The 20,223-nt window shown below is 68.9% G+C and carries 10 protein-coding genes; 8 read left to right on the top strand and 2 right to left on the bottom strand.

The annotated features are described in order from the left end of the window. Nucleotides 1-11: 11 nt before the first annotated feature. A complete protein-coding gene (locus F3H57_RS13435) occupies nucleotides 12-797 on the bottom strand; it encodes a nucleotidyltransferase domain-containing protein (RefSeq protein ID WP_149756431.1) in 786 nt (261 codons plus the stop codon). A 266-nt stretch (nucleotides 798-1,063) separates the two neighbouring features. On the opposite strand from F3H57_RS13435, the gene F3H57_RS13430 reads away from it, so the two are divergent. The 7 genes from F3H57_RS13430 to trpS all read left to right on the top strand — a co-directional run bounded on the left by F3H57_RS13430 (nucleotide 1,064) and on the right by trpS (nucleotide 9,164). Further along, the gene (locus F3H57_RS13430; protein ID WP_149756430.1) at nucleotides 1,064-2,656 is read left to right on the top strand and encodes an ABC transporter substrate-binding protein; all 1,593 of its coding nucleotides are present in this window, start codon (nucleotides 1,064-1,066) and stop codon (nucleotides 2,654-2,656) included. Between the two features lie 245 nt (nucleotides 2,657-2,901). Continuing rightward, entirely contained in the window at nucleotides 2,902-3,993 is a 1,092-nt protein-coding gene (locus F3H57_RS13425; protein WP_149756429.1) for a M24 family metallopeptidase, read from the top strand. Beyond that, nucleotides 3,993-5,000 (top strand): ABC transporter permease subunit, encoded by a 1,008-nt coding sequence (locus F3H57_RS13420; RefSeq protein ID WP_149756428.1) that lies wholly within the window; start codon nucleotides 3,993-3,995, stop codon nucleotides 4,998-5,000. The genes F3H57_RS13425 and F3H57_RS13420 overlap by 1 nt, the downstream gene beginning before the upstream one ends. A 1-nt stretch (nucleotide 5,001) precedes the next feature. After that, a complete protein-coding gene (locus F3H57_RS13415) occupies nucleotides 5,002-5,910 on the top strand; it encodes an ABC transporter permease subunit (RefSeq protein ID WP_149756427.1) in 909 nt (302 codons plus the stop codon). A 4-nt stretch (nucleotides 5,911-5,914) separates the two neighbouring features. After that, on the top strand, nucleotides 5,915-6,904 hold the full coding sequence (locus F3H57_RS13410; RefSeq protein ID WP_149756426.1) for an ABC transporter ATP-binding protein: 990 nt from the start codon (nucleotides 5,915-5,917) through the stop codon (nucleotides 6,902-6,904). After that, nucleotides 6,901-7,869 carry an ABC transporter ATP-binding protein gene (locus F3H57_RS13405; protein WP_149756425.1) on the top strand — a complete coding sequence of 323 codons (969 nt, stop codon included), beginning with the start codon at nucleotides 6,901-6,903 and terminating at the stop codon, nucleotides 7,867-7,869. Before F3H57_RS13410 ends, F3H57_RS13405 begins: the two co-directional genes overlap by 4 nt. A gap of 287 nt (nucleotides 7,870-8,156) precedes the next feature. Then, nucleotides 8,157-9,164: a tryptophan--tRNA ligase gene (gene trpS / locus F3H57_RS13400; protein WP_149756424.1), complete on the top strand. Its 1,008-nt coding sequence runs from the start codon at nucleotides 8,157-8,159 to the stop codon at nucleotides 9,162-9,164. 73 nt (nucleotides 9,165-9,237) lie between these two features. Here the strand turns inward: trpS and F3H57_RS13395 are convergent, their stop codons facing one another. Then, entirely contained in the window at nucleotides 9,238-9,642 is a 405-nt protein-coding gene (locus tag F3H57_RS13395; protein WP_149756423.1) for a PaaI family thioesterase, read from the bottom strand. A 252-nt stretch (nucleotides 9,643-9,894) separates the two neighbouring features. Here F3H57_RS13395 and F3H57_RS13390 point away from each other — a divergent pair, with 252 nt between their 5' ends. Further along, nucleotides 9,895-20,211 (top strand): beta strand repeat-containing protein, encoded by a 10,317-nt coding sequence (locus F3H57_RS13390; RefSeq protein ID WP_149756422.1) that lies wholly within the window; start codon nucleotides 9,895-9,897, stop codon nucleotides 20,209-20,211. Nucleotides 20,212-20,223: the final 12 nt, after the last annotated feature.

Here is a 20,223-nt window from a genome sequence, read left to right as displayed (position 1 = left end):
CGGGCGCCCGGTCAGGCCGCGGCGTGCGCCAGGATCTCCACGCCCGTTTCGCGGTGAATATGGGCCGCCGTCGCGGCCTCGAACTCGTCCGGCCAGTCGATCTCCAGCCGGGCGGCAAGCCTGCGGGCCTCCGGCAGGAAGGCGTCGGCGATACGCAGATGCGCGTCGATCAACGCCGTTCGGTCGGGGCCCGGATGCGGCATCGATTCCAGGACGGCCATCTGCGCCGGCGTGATCAGCTTGCTCAGGTGCAGCATGCCGCCTTTGTCCGGTGCCGCGGATTGCTCGATGTAGAGATCGCGCAGGAGGCCGCGCAGCAGTTCCACACTCGTCACCAGCGTCACCCGCTCGTCGCGGCCGAGCGCGACCGGCATGAGGCCCATCATGCGGATGAACTCCGTCACGATGCCCTTCACGCGCTCCGGATCGGGGCGCGCGGGCGGCAGCGAGTCGGGCAGCGCGCCGTGGATGTCCTCGGGGTCGATGAGCGGCGTGACGGTATCCTTGGCGCGGCGCGCGAACAACGCGCGCGGCAGGACATGCAGGTCCACGCGGACCCAGTTTCCCGTGATCGCGTTCACCAGGAGGCCCTGTCCGGATTTCGCCTGGCGCCGGTAGACCACGTGGTCGCGATCCTCGAGTGCAGAGATCCAGCGCGCCGCAAGCGCCTCGTGCCGGTCCGGCTCGGCCAGCGCGACGACGTCGATATCGCTGAAAGCATCCTCGGTGCCACGCCCGAGCGACCCGGCAAGGAAGAGGGCGTCGAGCCCCGAGATGTTGGCCATGGCACTGGCCATGCTGTGAGCGAACTCTCGTTTGTTCATCTGTGTCTGAATATCGGGCACTTCATAAAAAGTTAATGTGCGGTTACCTGTCTGTCACACTTTTTGCTGGGTGACGTAAGGTCAATTGTGTGTCACTCTCCGCGATCGGACTACGCAAAACCGCCATTGCATGGATGCAGAGGCTTACTCGTTTGCATCCGGCCGCCTGGCCCGTCAGTTTTTGATCATGTCGGCGCCGTACAAGAGTGCCGGACAACAACGTTCAGGGAGCTCATTCGATGACACCACTCCGCACAACGCTGGCGGCGGGCGCGGCCCTTCTCGCGCTGAGCGCCGGCGCCTCCGCGCAGACGCTGATCTATTGCTCCGAAGGCTCGCCCGAAGGGTTCGACCCGGCGCTCTACACCGCCGGCACGACCTTCGACGCCTCGTCGCGCCAGGTCTACAACAGGCTCGTCGAGTTCGAGCGCGGCACCACCGAGACCATCCCCGGCCTCGCCGAAAGCTGGGAGGTGTCCGAGGACGGCACGCAGTATACCTTCAAGCTGCGCGAAGGCGTGCAGTTTCATTCCAACGACCAATTCACGCCGAGCCGCGATTTCAACGCCGACGACGTGATCTTCTCGTTCGACCGGCAGGGCAACGAGGAGAACCCGTATAACGGCTATTCCGGCGGCACGTGGGAATACTTCAACGCCATGTCGATGCCCGACCTGATCGAGAGCATCGAGAAGGTCGACGACTACACCGTCCGCTTCAACCTGACCCGGCCCGAGGCGCCGTTCATCGCCAACATGGCAATGGATTTCGCGTCGATCCTGTCCAAGGAATACGCCGACCAGATGCAGGAGGCCGGCACCCCCGAGATGCTGAACCAGGCGCCGATCGGCACCGGTCCGTTCTCCTTCGTCGGCTACCAGAAGGACGCGGTGATCCGTTACGCCGCGAACGAGGATTTCTTCCGCGGCGCGCCCGAGATCGACAACCTCGTCTTCGCGATCACGCCCGACGCGTCGGTGCGCTATCAGAAGCTGCAGGCGGGCGAATGCCACGTCATGCCCTATCCGAACCCCGCCGATCTCGACGCGATGGAGCAGGACGAGAACGTCAACCTGATGAGCAAGGAAGGCCTGAACGTCGGCTACCTTGCCTACAACACGCAGGTTGAGCCGTTCGACCAGGTCGAGGTGCGCAAGGCGCTCAACATGGCGATCGACAAGCAGGCGATCATCGATGTGGTGTTCCAGGGTGCCGGCACGGCGGCCAAGAACCCGATCCCGCCGACGATCTGGTCCTACAACGACGATATCGAGGACGACCCCTACGATCCCGAGGCCGCGCAGCAGATGCTGGAAGAGGCCGGCGTGACGGATCTGTCGATGGAGATCTGGGCGATGCCGGTGCAGCGCCCCTACAACCCCAACGCCCGCCGCATGGCCGAGCTTCTGCAGGAAGACTTCGCCCAGGTCGGCGTGGACGTGGAGATCGTGTCCTACGAGTGGGGTGAATACCTCGAACGTTCCAAGGCGGAGGACCGCGAAGGGGCGGTGCTGCTCGGCTGGACCGGCGACAACGGCGACCCGGACAACTTCCTCGCCGTGCTTCTGGGCTGCGATTCCGTGGGCGGGTCCAACCGGGCGCAATGGTGCCACGAGCCCTTCGACGAACTGATCCAGGAGGCCAAGACCGTCGCCGACCAGGAGGAGCGCGCCGAACTCTACAAAGAGGCGCAGGTCGTCTTCAAGGAGCAGGCGCCGTGGGCGACCATCGCGCACTCGGTCGTGTTCGAGCCGGTCCGTCCGGAGGTCGAGAACTACAAGATCGACCCGTTCGGCGGCCATATCTTCTACGGTGTGGGCCTGTCCGAGTGATCGGATGACCATTGGAAGCGGCCGGGCCCGACCCGGCCGCTTCGTCATGTCCGCAGGACGTTGCCGTCCGCATCTTCGTGCGGTATCGGGGCGTCCCGCCCGGCCCTGCCCCGGAAGGGCACTTTATCCCCGAAAGCAAGCGAGGCGCGTGGTCCCTTGATCCACCGTTCACCCAGCTATCCCGTATCGGCCATCTGTCCGAACCGGCAGGCGCTGACCGACATTCCCGGCGCGAGGCCCGACGCATGACCGATCGCTACCGCGAATTCCGCGACCTCGCCGGCGCGCTTGGCGTCGATGCCGTCGCACTGGTGCCGGGGCCGAACTTCGAACGGCTCTACCACGCGCATTTCTCCACCTCCGAGCGGCCGACGCTGGTCGTCATCCCGGCCAAGGGGCCGCCCGCCGCGATCGTGCCGAACCTGGAGCTGAGCTCCTGGGGCGCGCTGGGCTTCGAGGGCGAGGTCTTCGACTGGCGCGACCAGGACGGCTACGCCGCCGCCTTCGACGCACTTGCGAAGCACCTGCCGATCCGGTCGCTGGCCGTCGAGGGGCAGGTGATGCGCGTCTTCGTGCACCACGCGCTCGCCGGCGCCTACGGGCCGCTCGACATCCGCGACGCCGAAGGCGCCATCTCGGGCCTGCGCCTGACGAAAAGCGCCGATGAGGTCGCCGCGCTGGAAGAGGCGATCCGCATCTCCGAAACCGCGCTCGCCGAGGTGATCGAGACCGTTCGCATCGGCACCACCGAAAAGGAGGTGGAGCGCCGCCTGACCGCCGCGCTCTTCGCCCACGGGGCCGAGGGCAACGCCTTCGGCCCGCTGATCGGCTCCGGCGCGCATTCCGCCAACGCCCATGCCGACGCGCGCGACGTCGCCATCGGGGACGGCGACGCGCTTCTGATCGATTTCGGGGCACGCTGGGGCGGGTTCGCCGCCGACATCACGCGCACCTTCTTCGTCGGCAGCGCGTCGGACGAGGCGCACGAGGTCTACGAGACCGTGAAGGCCGCCAACGCCCGCGGCCATGAGATCGCCCGCGCCGGCATCACGGCGCACGAGATCGACGACGCCGTGATCGGCGTTCTGGAGGCCTCGCCCTTCGCCGACCGCATCCGCACCAAGACGGGCCACGGGCTTGGCCGCGAGGTGCACGAGGCACCTTACATCATGCGCGGCAACCACGAAGCGGTGCCCGCCGGCGCGGTGTTTACGAACGAGCCGGGGCTCTATGCCGTGGGCCGCTTCGGTGTCAGGATCGAGGACGACATCCTCGTGACCGATGACGGCAACCGCTCGCTCACCACCTTTCCACGTGAATTGAGGATCCTCGGCTGATGCTGCGCTTCGTCCTCTCCCGCCTTCTGACCTTCGTGCCGACCTTCTTCGGGGTGACGCTGGTGTCGTTCGCCTTCATCCGGCTGCTGCCCGGCGATCCGATCACGCTGCTGGCCGGCGAACGCGGTATCAGCCAGGAACGTTATGACGAACTGGCCGCGCAGCTCGGCTTCGACCAGCCGCTCTGGATGCAGTATTTCGACTACCTCGCCGGGATCTTCCAGGGCGATCTGGGGGTTTCCTTCGTGACCAAGCGGCCGGTCCTCGACGAGTTCATGGCGCTCTTTCCTGCGACGCTGGAGCTGTCGATCTGCGCGATCACGCTGGCGGTGCTGATCGGCATCCCGGCCGGCGTCATCGCGGCGGTCAACCGCGGCAAGTTCTTCGACCAGGCGCTGATGACCACGGCGCTCATCGGCTACTCGATGCCGATCTTCTGGTGGGCGCTGCTCTTGATCATCGTGTTCTCGTCGGGCCTCGGCTGGACGCCGGTGTCGGGCCGCATGTCGCTGATGTTCTTCATCGAGGGGCCAACCGGCTTCATGACCATCGACGCGCTGCTGTCGGGGCAGGAGGGGGCGTTCAAATCCGCCGTCTCGCACCTGATCCTGCCGACAATCGTGCTGGCGACCATTCCGCTGGCCATCATCGCGCGGCAGACGCGGTCGGCCATGCTGGAGGTGCTGGGCGAGGATTACGTGCGCACCGCCCGCGCCAAGGGTCTCGCGCCGCTGAGGGTCAACGGGTTCCATGCGCTGCGCAACGCGCTCATCCCCGTGGTGACGGTGATCGGCCTGTCGGTCGGCACGCTGCTCGCGGGCGCGATCCTGACCGAGACGATCTTTTCCTGGCCCGGCATCGGCAAGTGGATGGTCGACAGCATCTTCCGCCGCGACTACCAGGCGGTGCAGGGCGGGCTTCTGATCATCGCGGTGATCGTGATGATCGTGAACCTGACGGTCGACATCCTTTACGGCGCCATCAACCCCAAGATCCGGAACCGCTGACATGTCCGACGCAAGCTCAGCCACGGCCCGCACCATCGCCCAGGCCCCGCCCAGCCCGATCCGCGACTTCTGGAACGCGTTCAAGGAAAACCGCGGCGCGGTCATGGGCATGGTCGTCTTCGCGCTGTTCCTCTTGATCGCGATTTTCGCGCCGATCCTGTCACCCTATCCGCCCGACGCGCAGTTCCGCGACTCGCTGCTCGTCCCGCCGGTATGGGAGGACGGTGGAAAATGGCAGTTCCCGCTCGGCACCGATCCGCTGGGGCGCGACATGGTCTCGCGCCTGATCCACGGGGCGCGGTTCTCGTTCTTCATCGGCCTCGTCGTGGTGACGGTCGCAACCTTCTTCGGCGTGGTGATCGGGGTGATCGCCGGATTCGCGCCGCGCTGGCTCGACACGATCATCATGCGGATCATGGACATCGTGCTGTCCTTCCCGTCGCTTCTGATGGCGCTGGTTCTGGTGGCGATCCTCGGGCCGTCGCTCTTGAACGCGATGGTGGCAATCGCCATCGTCCTGCAGCCGCATTTCGTGCGCCTCACCCGCGCCGCCGTGATCTCCGAACGCACGCGCGACTATGTCACCGCCGCGCGCGTCGCGGGGGCGGGGCGCCTCAGGATCATGTTCCGCACCGTTCTGCCGAACTGCCTCGCGCCGATCATCGTGCAGGCGGCGCTGTCGTTCTCCACCGCGATCCTCGACGCCGCGGCGCTGGGGTTCCTCGGCATGGGGGCGCAGCCGCCGACGCCGGAATGGGGCACCATGCTGGCCGAGGCGCGCGAATTCATCCTCCGTGCCTGGTGGGTGGTGACCTTCCCCGGCCTGTGCATCCTGGTGACGGTGCTGGCGATCAACCTGATGGGCGACGGGCTGCGCGACGCGCTCGACCCCAAACTGAAGCGGAGCTGAGACGATGCCTCTTCTCGAAATCCGCAACCTCAGCGTGGAGTTCGCCACCACCTCGGGCGCCTTCCGCGCGGTCGACGGCGTCGACATCAACGTGGAGCCCGGCGACCTCATGGCCATCGTGGGCGAGAGCGGGTCGGGCAAGTCCGTCTCCATGCTCGCCGTCATGGGCCTCTTGCCGTGGACCGCGACGATCACCGCCGACCGCATGGCCTTCAACGGCCACGACCTGCGCGGCATGTCGCCGAAGCAGCGGCGCCGGATCATCGGTCGCGACATGTCGATGATCTTCCAAGAGCCGATGAGTTCCCTCAACCCGTGCTTCACGGTCGGCTTCCAGATCAAGGAAAGCCTCAAGAAGCACACCGATCTCGACCGCAAGGGCCGTCAGGACCGCGCGATCGAACTGATGAACCTCGTCGGCATCCCCGCGCCGGAAAAGCGCCTCAACGCCTTCCCGCACCAGCTCTCGGGCGGCATGAGCCAGCGGGCGATGATCGCCATGGCGCTGGCCTGCGAGCCGAAGCTGCTGATCGCGGACGAGCCGACGACGGCGCTCGACGTGACGATCCAGGCGCAGATCCTGGAGCTTCTGACCGGCCTTCAGGAAGAGACGGGCATGGCGCTCATCCTCATCACGCACGACATGGGCGTGGTGGCCGAGACGGTGAAGCGCGTGCAGGTCCAGTATGCCGGCCAGAAGGTCGAGGAGCAGGAGGTCGGCGCGCTCTTCGACGACCCGCACCATCCCTATACCGCCGCGCTTCTGGCGGCGCTGCCGGAACGCGCGACGGAGCGGCGCCTGCCGACGATTCCGGGCGTGGTGCCGGGGCAGTTCGACCGGCCCGAAGGGTGCCTCTTCTCGCCGCGCTGCCGTTTTGCCAACGCGCATTGCAAGGCGGTGGAGCCGGTGCAGGCCGCGCCCGAGATGGGCCTCGCGCTCTGTCACTACCCGCTCTCGCACGGAGAGCCCACGAACCGGGAGAAGGCGTCATGAGCGAGGCGATCCTCACCGCCGATACGCTGAAGCGGCATTACGAGGTTGGCGGCGGCCCGTTCTCCAAGCCCGCGACGGTGCGTGCGCTCGACGGCGCGTCCTTCGCGCTCGAGCCCGGCAAGACGCTGGCTGTCGTGGGCGAGTCGGGCTGCGGCAAGTCCACGCTCGCCCGCGTGGTGACGATGATCGAGCCGCCCTCGGGCGGGACGCTCGCCATCCGCGGCAAGGAGGTCGGCCCGGACGGCGCGTCGAAGGACCGCGACCTGCGCGCCATGGTGCAGATCGTGTTCCAGGACCCCTACGGCTCGCTCAACCCGCGCCAGACCATCGGCCAGACGCTGATGGAGCCGCTGAAGCTCAACCGCCCCGAAGTGTCGGCGGAGGAGCGGCGCAAGCGCGCCGCCGACATGCTGGAGATGGTCGGCCTCCGGGCGGAGCATTTCGACCGCTATCCGCACATGTTCTCGGGCGGGCAGCGCCAGCGCATCGCGGTGGGCCGGGCGCTGATGCTGGAGCCGAAGATCCTGGTGCTGGACGAGCCTGTCTCCGCGCTCGATCTGTCGATCCAGAGCCAGGTGCTGAACCTGTTGATCGACCTGCAGGAGAAGTTCCAGCTTGCTTACCTGTTCATCAGCCACGACCTGAGCGTGGTGCGGCACCTCGCCGACGAGGTGATGGTGATGTATCTCGGCCGCCCGGTCGAGACGGGGCCGAAGGACGACGTCTTCGCCCATCCCCGGCATCCCTATACGCGGGCGCTTCTGTCGGCGACGCCGGTGGCCGATCCGCGTCACACGAGAAACCGGATCAAGCTGGAGGGCGAGCTGCCTTCCCCGATGAACGTGCCGGAGGGCTGCCCGTTCAACCCGCGCTGCTGGAAGGCGACTGAGGAATGCAGGGAGGCGTTTCCACCGTACGAAGGCGAGCGGCACCGTTACGCCTGTTATCACCCGATCGAGGAGTGAGCGTCGCCTGACCCCGCACGCGCGGAAACAAGGCCGAAGGCCGCCGCGCATCGCCGGGCCGCCCCCCGGACCGGCGATTTGTCGACGCTTGGCACGCCGCTCCGAGGTCGACCGGACGTGGCTGGGATAAAGCGCTGCCGCTCAAAGGTCAGGATCGCCGATCCGCGGCCCGACGCTGCGCGGTTTGCGCTCCGTGTCGGTAGCAAGGTGCCCGCATCCGCCTTAGGGCTTGCAACCGCGCGAGGTTCGGACCACATCTGCGGCCCGACCGCAGAGGGGTGAGCCACATGAGCCAGAAGTCGATCCTGACCGGCATCAAGCCCACGGGCCAGGTGCATGTCGGCAATTACGCCGGGATGATCCGTCCGACCCTCGACCTCATGGGTTCCAACCCGGACGGCGAGAACTTCCTGTTCATCGCCAATTATCACGCGCTCAACTCCATCGGGAACGCAGGCGAGGTGCGCCAGTTCACGCACGAGATCGCCGCCTGTTTCCTCGCCCTCGGGCTCGATTTGGAGCACACCAACTTCTACCGGCAATCCGACGTGCCGGAGGTGTTCGAGCTCACGCAGGTCCTGTCTTCGGTCACGCCCAAGGGGTTGATGAACCGCGCGCACGCCTACAAGGCCGCGGTCGACGCCAATGCCGAACGGCAGAGCGCCAATCCCGACGACGGGATCAACATGGGGCTCTATACCTACCCGATCCTGATGTCGGCGGACATCCTGCTGTTCGACGGCGGGATCGTGCCCGTCGGCCGCGACCAGATCCAGCACGTGGAGTTCGCCCGCGACATCGCCGGCTACTTCAACCGCCGCTACGACACCGAATTCTTCACCCTGCCCGAGCATTCGGTGCAGGAGAATCTCGAGGCGATCGTCGGGCTCGACGGGCGCAAGATGTCCAAGAGCTACGGCAACACGATCCCGCTGTTCCTCGAGCCCAAGAAGCGGCGCAAGATGATCAACAAGATCGTCACCGACAGCAAGGAGCCGCACGAGCCCAAGGACCCGGACGGCAACACGGTGTTCCAACTCTACGCCGCGCTCGCGGAACCGGCGGAGGTCGAGCACCTGCGCTATCGCTTCGAGCAGGGCGGCATGGGCTACGGAGAGGCCAAGCGCATCCTCGCCGACAAACTCGATGAGATGTTCGAAGTGCCGGCCGCCCGCTTTGCCGAATACATGGCCGATCCCGGCGAGCTCGAGGCGATGATGGCCAAGGCCTCGCGCGGGGCGAAGGAAAAGGCCGCGGCGAAGATCGAAGGGCTGCGCCGGATCGTCGGCACCTGAGCGCGGGATGCGCCTCTGGCGCGTGCGAGAGTTCCACTCTCGCACTCTGGGGAGTATTTCCACGAGAAGAAGATCAGGCGGTCTTCGGCGGTACGCGCTTGAAGACGCCGGTGGCGGTGGCGATGAGCGCGCCGCTGTCCGACGCGAGCTCTCCGGAGATGAACAGCAAAGACCGGCCGCCGCCGGTGATGCGGCCGCTGGCGGTCACGCGCTCACCGGCGCAGGCGGCCGCGAGGAACTGGGTGGTGATCGAGACCGTCAGGAAGGGCGCGCGCCCCTCCGGGTCGATGCTGAGTGAGCCTGTGGCGCCCATCGCGCTGTCCAGCAGGAGCGTGACGATGCCGCCATGCAGCACGTCGTGCCGGTTGGTATGTGCGTCGGTCACGTCGAGATGGCAGCGCGCGCTCTCGGGATCGGCCACGTCGATCACGTAGCCGAGCGTGCGCTGGGTGCCGGTCTCGTCACGGATCAGGGTCATTTCCGCACCACGCGCGGGAGGGGGCGGGCATGGTAGGGCATGTGGCGCCTCTTCGTTGCGATCCGGGGCCAGCCATGCCGCGGCGCGGAAGACCTTGCCCGTCGCCGCGCGGGAAGGCAACGCCCGGACGACGAGACAGTGCAAGCCGGCAACAGCGTCCCGGGCGGCGCGGGCGGTTATCTCCACATCGTTGCAATGGTGGCGGGTTCGGGCCACGATCCGGACGTTACTTTTCGGAAGGCCCCCGCGGCGATGTATTTTCAGACGATTATCGACCGGTCGCGGGGATCGGACGCGCAGCGCGCAGCCCGTCGCGGTCTGCTGACCTCCACCGCCATCTTCGCCGTGCTGACCGCAACCGCGCCCGAGCTCAGGGCCGAAAGCTTCACCTGGACCGGCGCGGCGAACGGCCTCTGGGGCGCCGCCGCGAACTGGATCCCTGCGACCGGAATTCCGGACGACGCGTCGGACACCGCCGTTCTGCCTGGCGCCGCCGCGGGCGCGATCGACATCAACGGCGCGCTGGCCATTGCCGAAAGCCGCGCCTTCGGGGCGATCGAGATCGAGGCCGGCGCGGGCCGTTACGACATCACCTCCTCCGATGACGCGGACAGGCTGGTTGCGAGCGGCGCGGCGCCCCGGTTGCGGTTCACCGGGCGCGGCGCCGGGGACGTGACCGAGGCCGAGGTCTCGGCGCCGCTTCTCGCGGCGGCGGGGAGTGCGCTCGAGGTGAAGGTGGGGAGCGACCTGACGCTGACGCTCGGCCGCTATACCGGGTCGGGCGATCTGACCAAGACCGGTAGCGGGCTGCTGAACCTCACCGGTGCGAGCAACGCCACGCAGGCGGTGAGTGTGGCCGAGGGGACGTTGTCCGTGGCGTCGAACCTCACCCCGACCGCGCTGTCGGTGGCGGATGGTGCGCACCTCGTGAACGCGGCGGGCGGCTCCGTCGTGATGAGTGCGGCGCCGATCGAGGTGGCGGGCAGTCTCGTGGTGCAAGGCACGATCGCCGGTGATGCCGTGCTGACCGGCGGAACGGCGACCGTCGCCGGGGCGCCGGCCATCGTTGCCGGCAGGATGACGCTGGATGCGGAGTCCGTGTTGAGCGTGGCGGGCGGCGGGCTGGTCTCGGCGGTTGACAGCGCCGGCACCGTGACCAACGCGGGAACGGTGCAGAACCTGGCCGTCTCGGGCGGCAGCGCGACCAATACCGGCCTCGTGAACGGGGTCACGGTGACAGGCGGCACGCTGGCCAACCGCACCGGCACGATCGGTGGCGCGCTTGTCGTCGCCGATGGCGGGACCGCCACGTCGGGCGGGATCTTCGCCGACGCGGATGTCGCGGCGGGTGGCGTCCTGGAGGTAACCGGCGGCAGCGGCGGCGGGGTCACCTCTGCCGGCACGCTGGACAATGCCGGCACGCTGCAATCGGTCGAGAGTGCCGGCACCGCCCTGAACTCAGGTACGATCACCACGTCCCTGGATCTGACCGGCGGCACGATGAGCAACCTGGCCGGCGGCGTCGTGAGCGGGGCGGCAGCGGTCGGCACCGGAGCGGAGCTGGATAGCGCGGGTACGCTCGGCGCGGTGGACATCGCCGCCGGCGGCATGCTGCGCGTGACCGGTGGGACGACGGGCGCGCTGACCTCCGGGGGGCGAGTCGAGGTGACCGGCGGCGTGGCGGGCGACATCGAACAGTCCGGCGGTGCCGGGATGAGCGTGTCGGCCGGCGGGAGGGCGGGCGCGGTGACGGTGTCGGGGGCCGGCGCCAATTCCAACGCCGGGCGCATCGCCTCGCTCGACGTGGCCGCGGGCTCTTTCGTCAACTCGGGGCGGATCGAAGGCGCACTCGACCTGACCGGCGCCGGGAGCGACGTGACCAACGCGCCCGGCGGGAAGGTCGATGGCGCGACTTCCGTGGCGGGCGGCACGCTCAGGAACGCCGGCACGCTCGGGGCGACCGGAATCGGCGCGGCGGGCGCGCTGGAAATGACCGGCGGCAGCGCCGGTGCGGTCACCAACGACGGCACGCTGTCGCTGGCGGGCGGCACGCTGGCCGGTCTCGACAACCTGGGCGGGGCGAGGCTGTCGGGCGGCCTGGCCGCCGGCGTGACGAACCGTGTCGGGGCCATGCTTACGGTCGAGACCGGGGGCGCGGCCGGTGCCACGCTGGTCGAAGGCGGCACGGTGACCAATGCGGGCACGCTTTCGGGGCCGACCCAGACGGCGGGCAGCGTGGCGAACGACGCCGGCGGGACCATAGCGGGCAACGCGATCCTGTCCGGCGGCACCTTCACCGCCAATGGCGGCAGCATCGGCGGGGCCACCGTCCTGAGCGGCGCTGCGCGACTCGAGGTCGCGGCGGACAGTGCGCTGGGCGGGACGCTGACCAACGACGCGACCATCGCGGCGCAGGCGGGCGGGCCGGTCGGCCTGACCCTGTCGGGCGCGGCGGGCGGCACCTTCACCAACCGCGGGACCATCGACGGCCAGGTGGCGGCGCTGTCGATCACCGCCGGCGACATCGTATTGGCGGAAGGCTCGCAGATCATTGGCGAGGTGGCGCTGCTGGGCGATCTGTCCGTGGGCAGCACGACCGGTTTCTCGCAGGACCTTGCCGGCGATCTGACCGTCCTGTCGGGCGGCGTCGTGGAGATCAACGACGACATCGACGCGATGGGCTTCGACCTGAGTGTCCGCTCGGGAGGTGCGCTGAGCATCGCCACGGGCACTGCCGGTGATACGACGGACGTGACCGGCGTCGGCAGCATCACCAACGACGCGGGCGGGCCGGGTCTGGAGCTCGGCGCATTCACGACCGTCACCGCTTCGGGCGCGTTCGTCAACGACGGCGAGACGGAGATCGGCGCCGGTGCGACCCTGACGGCGGGGACGATCCGCAACCTGTCTGGCACCATCGTTCTGCGCGAGAACGCAGCGCTGGTGGGCAGCGGAAACACCACGACGAACGGCGCGGTGGTGACGCTCGCTGACGGTGCCGCGGTGCGTGATGCCGGGGCGATCGTGAACCTCGCCGGCGGTCGCTACACGTATTCGGGCAGCGGCGAGCTGCACGCCGACACCGACAATGACGGCGATGCGGTCGAGAATGCCGGCCTGATCGAGACGCTGGACGGCGGCGGCGACACCCTCACCGTGGGCGACGGAGCGGGCGATTTCTTCCGCAACCTGACCGGCGGCATTCTGCGCGTCGGCGCCGGGGACAGCGTCGTCGGCACCGGCGTGACGCTGACCAATGCCGGCAGCGCCGACGGTGCGGCGACGGTCGTCGTCGGCAGCGGCGCGCTGCTCGACGTCGCGGCGTTCGAGAACCGGGCCTTCGGCAGTCTCGAGGTCGAGGGAACCGTCCGGGTGGCCGACGGGCCGCTGGAGAATGCCGAGGGCGGCGCCGTGTCCGTGAGCGGCGGCGGCACGCTGAGCGGCGGCGTCGCCAACGCGGGGACGCTCTACAATTACGGGACGGTCTCGGGCACGCTCGTGAACAGCGGCACGGCCATGTCCGCCGGAACCCTCGGGGAGCTCGACAACCGGGATGGCAGGGCGGTGCTCTCTGGCGTCGTTTCGGGCGACGTCGCCGTCGATGGCGGTACCGTGACAGTAGAGGCCGGGGGCACCATAGCGGGCGACGCCACTGTCGGCGCGGACGGGCAGCTCGCGGTGACGGGCGGAGTGATCGCCGGGTCCACGACTTCGGCCGGCCGCCTCACGCTCGGGGCGGAGGCGCTTGCCGGCGCGGTCACGACCTCGGGCGCCGGCAGCAGCGCCGGTGTCGTCTCCACCCTTGCCGTGACGGACGGCAGCTTCGTCAATTCCGGTATCGTCGGCGGGGCGGTCACCGTGTCCGGCGGGCTGCTGCAGAACACCGGCGGGACGGTCGGCGGCACCGCCTCGGTCACCGGCGGCACGCTGGAGAGCACGGGGACCCTTGCCGGCGTGTCGGTCGCTGCCGGCGGCTCGTTCGACCTGGTCTCCGGTACCGCTTTCGACGTCATGAATGCCGGGACCAGCCGGAGCGCCGGGACAATCGCGTCACTGACCAACACGGGCGACGCTGCGATCTTCCGAAACAGCGGCGCGATCACCGGAGACGTCTCTGTAACCGGCGGCACGGTCTCCAGCACCGGCATCGTCGGCGGGGCCAGCACGGTGAGCGGCGGCACGTTGCACTCCTCCGGTTCGCTCCAAGGCGTTTCGGTCGCGGATCGCGGCACGCTGCGGATCACCGGCGGCAGCGCCGGAGCAATCGGCAGCGCCGGCGCCGTCACCGTGTCCGCCGGGCAGACGCAGTCCATCGACATTACCGACGCCGGCACGCTGAACGTCGGGGCCGATGGCATTGTCGGGGCCGTCACGTCTTCCAGCAGCGCGTCCGCCGGGGCGAACGCCATCTTCGGCACAGCCGACAGCCTCACCGTCGAGTCCGGCTTCTTCGAGGTGGACGGCACGATCCTCGGCGCGCTGGTGCAGAACGGGGGCGGCACGGTGACGGTCGGCGGGGAGGTGAACGGGCTGACCGAGGTCAACGACGGCCGGCTGGTGTCGCGGGGAACGCTGGCGGGCGTCGAAGTCGATGCTGGCGCGAGGCTGCGGATCGCCGGGGGCTCGGCGGGCGACATTTCCAGCAGCGGCGCCCTGTCGATTTCCGGCGGCATCGTCGGTGACGTGGACAATGACGGCGGCACGCTCACGGTCGCGGCGGGCGCACGGCTGGGCGAGGTGACCTCGGCGGCGCCGGCGGATCTGGCGGGCAACTTCCTCAACGGCACCGCCGACAGCCTGACGGTGATCGGCGGCGACTTCGGCGTCGGCGGGACGGTGCTTGGCGTGCTCACCCAGCGCGGGGCGGAGCGCATCGCCGTGACCGCGAGCGGATCTGTCGGCGGCGCCACGCGGGTGGAGCGGGGCAGCCTCGTCTCCGCCGGCACGCTCGCCGGTGTGACGGTGCTGGACGGCGCGGACCTGGCGATCACGGACGGCTCTGCCGGTGACCTGTCGGTGGCCGGTACGGCGTTGATCGCGGACGGGAGGGCCGGCTCGGTCGACGTTGCCGCGACCGGCAGGCTGACCGTTGAGGGCGGTGCCACCGGCGCCATCGACAATGCCGGCACGCTCACCGTCGCCTCCGGCATCGCCGCGTCGTTGTCGAACGCGGGCACTGCCGTCGTCAGCGGCGGGAGCATCGGCCGGATGGATAGCACCGGCCTCCTGACGATCACCGGCGGTGCGCACGGCGCACTCGGCGTGACCGGGGCAGGTGCCACCGCCACCGTCGACAACGCCCGAGTCGGCGACATCGCGGTCGCGGACGGCGCTCGTGTCGCCTTGTTGTCGGCGGGCGCCACGGGCGGCGCGGTGCGGAACGAAGGCGCGACCTTCAGCTCCGCTGGCACGATCGCCAGCCTGTCGACCATCGGCGGCACCTCGACCAACAGCGGCACGATCCTTGGCACCGCGGCGGTGCTTGCGGGTGAGCTGCGCCAGAGCGGCACTATCGGTGGCATCACCGTCGTCGGCCAAGCGGGCGCCGTGACCGGCGAGACCGGCACCTTTGCAGGCATCGAGAGCGCGGGCGAGGTCACTCTCTCGGGCGGCAGCGCCGGCGCGGTCGAGACCTCGGGTACGCTGACAGCCACCGACGCGGTCCTCGGCCACTTGGCCAACAGCGGCACCGCAACTTTGAGAGGCGGCAGCGCGAGCGCTCTAGTCAACAGCGGCGATCTGACCAGCAGCGCGCGCACCGGCCAAATCCTCAGTACCGGCGGGCGCGTCGACATAGTCGGCGGCGGCGTCGTGACCGGCCCGGTTACGGTGACCGGCGGGACATTCCTTCAGAACGCGGACGGGGCGCTGGGCAACGTGGATGCCTCGGGCGAGGCGGTCGTGCGGAACCTGTCGGATGCCGGCGTCGCGGGCGACGTGTCGCTCGCCGACGCGGCACGGTTCGAGAACCGTTCCGCCGGCGGTGTCCGCGGCGCCGTGACGCTGTCGGGCGGGACGTTTCTGAATGAGTCGGAAAGTGGCGTTGCCGGTGACGTCAGCCAGAGCGGCGGCACCTTCGACAACGTCTCCGGCGCAGTGGCGGGAAGTGTGACTCTGTCTGCCGGGGCCTTCGACAACGCCTCTGACGAGGGAATCCTCGGCAGTGTCACCTTGGCGGGTGGCACCTTCACCAACGGGTCCGCTTTCGGGGTCGGTGGCGGCGTGGTGCAGACGGGCGGGACGTTCGACAACCTGGTGGGCCGCGTGAACGGCGGTCTCATCTTGTCTGAAGGGACGTTCACGAACGCGGCGGCCGTAAGGGGCGGCATTGCCCAATCAGGCGGTACGATTGCCAATGACGGCACCGTGACCGGCGCGGTCTCTCTCGACGGCGGTACGTTCGGCAATCGCGGCCGGATCGAGGCGGTGACCCTCTCGTCCGGCGCCATCGCCAATGCCGGCATCGTCACCGGCGCCGTCACCCAGTCGGGTGGCAGGCTCGACAATACCGGCGAAATCTCGGGTGAGGTTACGATGTCCGGCGGTACCTTCGGGAACGCCTCAGGTGCCGGGATCGACGGCACGCTCGACCAGAGCGGAGGGGTCTTCACCCATGCCGAAGGGGCGATCACGGGAAGCGTTCGCCTTTCGGGCGACGCGCGCTTCAACGCCGCTGGCGGCAGCCTGGGCGGGGCGCTGCGGATCGTCGACAGCGCCGAGGTCGTGGCGACCGGCACGACGAACGTGGCCGGCGACGTTGTGAACGCAGGCACGATCTCGGCCGGCGCGGACGCGGCCGCTATCACCCTGACCGGCGGTCTGTCGCAGGTATTCTCCAATGCCGGCCTTCTCGACGGCTCGGACGGTGCATTGAGCATCACCGCGGCCGACATCGTGCTGACCGGCACCTCTGTCGTGCAAGGCGACGTGACCCTTCTCGGGACCATCTCGGTCGGTGGCCCGCTGACCCTGACTAACGACTTCGGCGGCGATCTCAACGTCGCACCCGGTGCCGACGTCACCATCGGGGCGGATATCGACGCGAACGGATTCGACATTTCCATCGCCGCGGGCGCCACGCTGCGGATTCCGGACGGCACGCCCGCGGAGGGCACGCGCCTGGGCAACATCGGCGCGCTGACCAACAGCTCCTCCGCCGAGGGCCTGGATATCGGCAACTACGGCGACGTCGCGGTCAGCGGCGCCTTCGTCAACGACGGCATCACGCGGATCGGCGACGGCGCAACGCTGGTGGCTGATACCATCTCGAACCTCTCGGGCACGATCTTCCTCGGCAGGGACGCGACGGTTGTCGGCACGGGCAACACCACCAGGAACGATGCCGCCATTGCGCTCGCCGACGGCGGCTCGCTCACCGATGCGGGCGGCATCGACAACACCGCCGCCGGCCGCATCACCTTCGGCGCGGGAGGCACGCTTGCGGCGGATACCGACAATGACGGCGACGTGCTTCTCAATGCCGGCGTGATCGAGACGACCGATGGCGGCGCCGACCTGGTCGCGCTAGGCGACGGGGCGGCGCCGGATCTTGTCCGCAACGTCTCGGGCACGCTCAGCGTCGGCGAGACGGACACCGTCGCGGGACCGGCAATCATGCTGACCAATGGCGGCACGGCGGACGACGAGGGCCTGGTCGAGGTCGGCGCGGGCGGAACTCTCCGCGTGGCGGAATTCGAAAACGGCGCCTTCGGCACGGTCGTCAATGCCGGCACCATCGACGTGCGGTCGGCCACGCTCGTCAACCGGACCGACGGGACGGTGACGTCGACCGGCACCATCGCATCGGGGCTCGACAACGAGGGCGCACTCGACAACGCGGGCACGATCACCGGCACGGTCGCGAACACCGGCACGGGACGAAACACGGGGACCCTTGCCGCCCTGACGCAGAGTGCGGGCCGTTTCGAGACGACCGGCATCGTGACCGGGACGCTGGATGTGGCCGGTGGAACCGTGACCAATGGCGGCAGGGTGAGCGGCGCAACCACGGTGGGTGAGGATGGCACGCTGGTCTCCTCCGGCACGCTGGCGGAGGTGACCAATATCGGAAGGCTGACCATCGCCGTGGATGGCACCGCCGGGGCGGTGATCAATTCCGGCACCGGGGCGAGCGCCGGCACGTTGGCGGCGCTCGGCAATTCCGGCAGCTTCGCGAATACCGGCACGATACGGGGCGGCGTCGGCAATGCCGGCGGGGGGAGGCTGACCTCCACCGGCACTATCGGCGGGAATCTCAGCAATGTCGGCAGCGCCGAGGCCGGCGTTGCCGAGGCAGTGCTGTCGGGTGTCGTCGACGGCACGGTCGAGACCGGCGGCGCGGCGCTGCTGACCTTCACGGACATGACGACGGGACTCGACGCGCTCACCCAGGCGGCCGGCGGCACGCTCCGGGTCGCCGGGGACGTAACACTCGATGCCGGCGCGCCGGTGCTGAACGCCGGCGATGCCACCGTCGAGGCCGGCGCGACGCTCGCGGCCGAGGATGCGGCGCTGGCCAATCGCGCGGGCGGAGTGCTGCGCATCGCGCCGGACGGCACGCTGGGCATGGATCTTCTGAACGAGGGCACCGCGCGGATCGACGGCTCCGTCGAGGGGAGGGTGGAGAACCGCAGTGCGGCGACGCTTGGCGGCCTTGTCTCGGGCGACTTCGCCAATCTCGACCTGCTGAGCCTGACCGGCGAGGTGGGCGGTGATCTGGTCAACGCCGAGGGCGCGGTACTGACAGTGCGGCCGGGGCCCGGTGCCTCGGTCGGCGGCACGCTGGCCAATGCCGGGCAGATCGTCACCGAGGGACGGCTCGACTTCGTCGCGGCCGAGAACGACGGGACGGTGGTTGTCCGCACAGGCAGCACGCTCGGCGGCGGCACCTTGCTCAACCGTGGAGAGTTGCGCCTGCAGGACGGGGCGACGGCGACGGGCGAGATCCGCAATGTCGGCCGCGCGATCCTGCGTGACGGGGCGCGCGCGGGCGATCTGCTGCGCAACTCGGGCACGGTGCTGAGTTTCGGCGAGGTCTCGACGGGCGGCCTTACCAGCACCTCGGGATCGGTCCTGCGGCTCGGCGCGACACCGGGCAGCGCGCTGGACATCGGTGCGCCCTTCACCGCCGACGTGCTGCGGATCGACGGCAACGCGGAGCTGAACGGCACCATTGTCTACGATGTCGACCTGTCGGGCCCGTCGGATGCCAACGCCGTGGCCGACCGGATCGAGGTCCGGGGCGCGTCGCTTGCGGGCGAGGTGGTGCTGGAATTCGCGCCGGTGAGCCCCGACGTGAGCCTCTTCGGTGAGCCGGTCGCGCTGATCGACTATGCCGGGGTCGCCGATTACTCGCTCAGCTTCGAAACCCGCGGCCTGCCCACGAGCACGGCTGTCCTCTACAGCGTTCGGAACGATCCGGACTCGCAGGCGGTGGAACTCGAGGCCGGTGCCAACCCCGCAGTCGGCGGCTTGGCCAGCGGCATCGCGCTGACCCAGTCGTTGATCGGCTCGGTGATCAACCGACCGTCCAGCCCCTTCGTCGCGGGATTGGCCGGCGACGCTGCGGATCCGTGCGGCCACGGGTCCTGGGCGCGGGCGACCGGTGGACGGGCGGAGGCCGAGGGCACCAGCAGCACCGAGCTCGGCGCGTTCGACAGCGAGATCGAGGCCAGCTATGGCGGACTGCAGGTGGGCGGCGACTTCAGCTGCTTCGATGGGCGCTTCAACGGCTGGAACCTGACCTTCGGCGGGCTTCTCGGCGTCAATCAGGGGCGCACCGAACAGCCGGTCTTCGCCTTCGATCCGCTGACCGGGCGGCTCGATACCGGCCGGGTGACCAGCGTCAACGAGACCGATTTCACCCAGACCTATGGCGGTGTCTACCTCGCTGCGACGCGAGAAGGCCTGGCCGGGGACCTGCAATACCGCCACGAGCTGACCCGCTTCAGCCTGGAGAACGACCCGACCGCGCCCGGGACCGGACTCGGCGTCGACGATCAGGACTACGAGAGCCGCGCCAATACACTCTCCGGCTCGGTCAGCTACGCGGTGCCGATGAAGGGGGTGGGCGGGCTCAGCCTCGTGCCGACGGCGGGGTTCTCGATCTCGCGGGTGAGCACCGACTCGCTGGCCTTCTCGAACCTCGAAGACGCCGATGTGCTCGGCGATCTGGGGACCGACGACGCGGTGCTGGAATTCGAGGATTTCACGACGAAGGTCGGCTTCCTCGGCGCCACCGTGTCGCATACCCGCGTGCTGCCGGACGGCCAGAGCGCGCTCAACCTCTTCGCCACCGGCACCTATTACCGCGACTTCTCTGACGGGGTGGAGGCGAACTACTTCCGCGTCGACAAGGACGGCGACAAGGTGGGCGATCCGCTTTCCTCGACATCCGGGAGCCTCGGCGATTACGGCGAGGTGAGCCTGGGGCTGAACTACACCCGGCTGCTGTCCGACGGCTCCGCGCTGCCGGCCAGCCAGTTCAACGGGTCGGTCCGGCTGGATACCCGGTTCAGCGAGTCTCTCGATAGCTGGGGCGTGACGGCGCAGATGCGTCTGCAATTCTAGGGACAGCACGGC

The sequence above is a fragment of the Roseivivax sediminis genome, assembly GCF_900112685.1.
Lineage (GTDB): Bacteria > Pseudomonadota > Alphaproteobacteria > Rhodobacterales > Rhodobacteraceae > Roseivivax > Roseivivax sediminis.
This window is presented reverse-complemented; position numbering and strand designations above follow the sequence as displayed.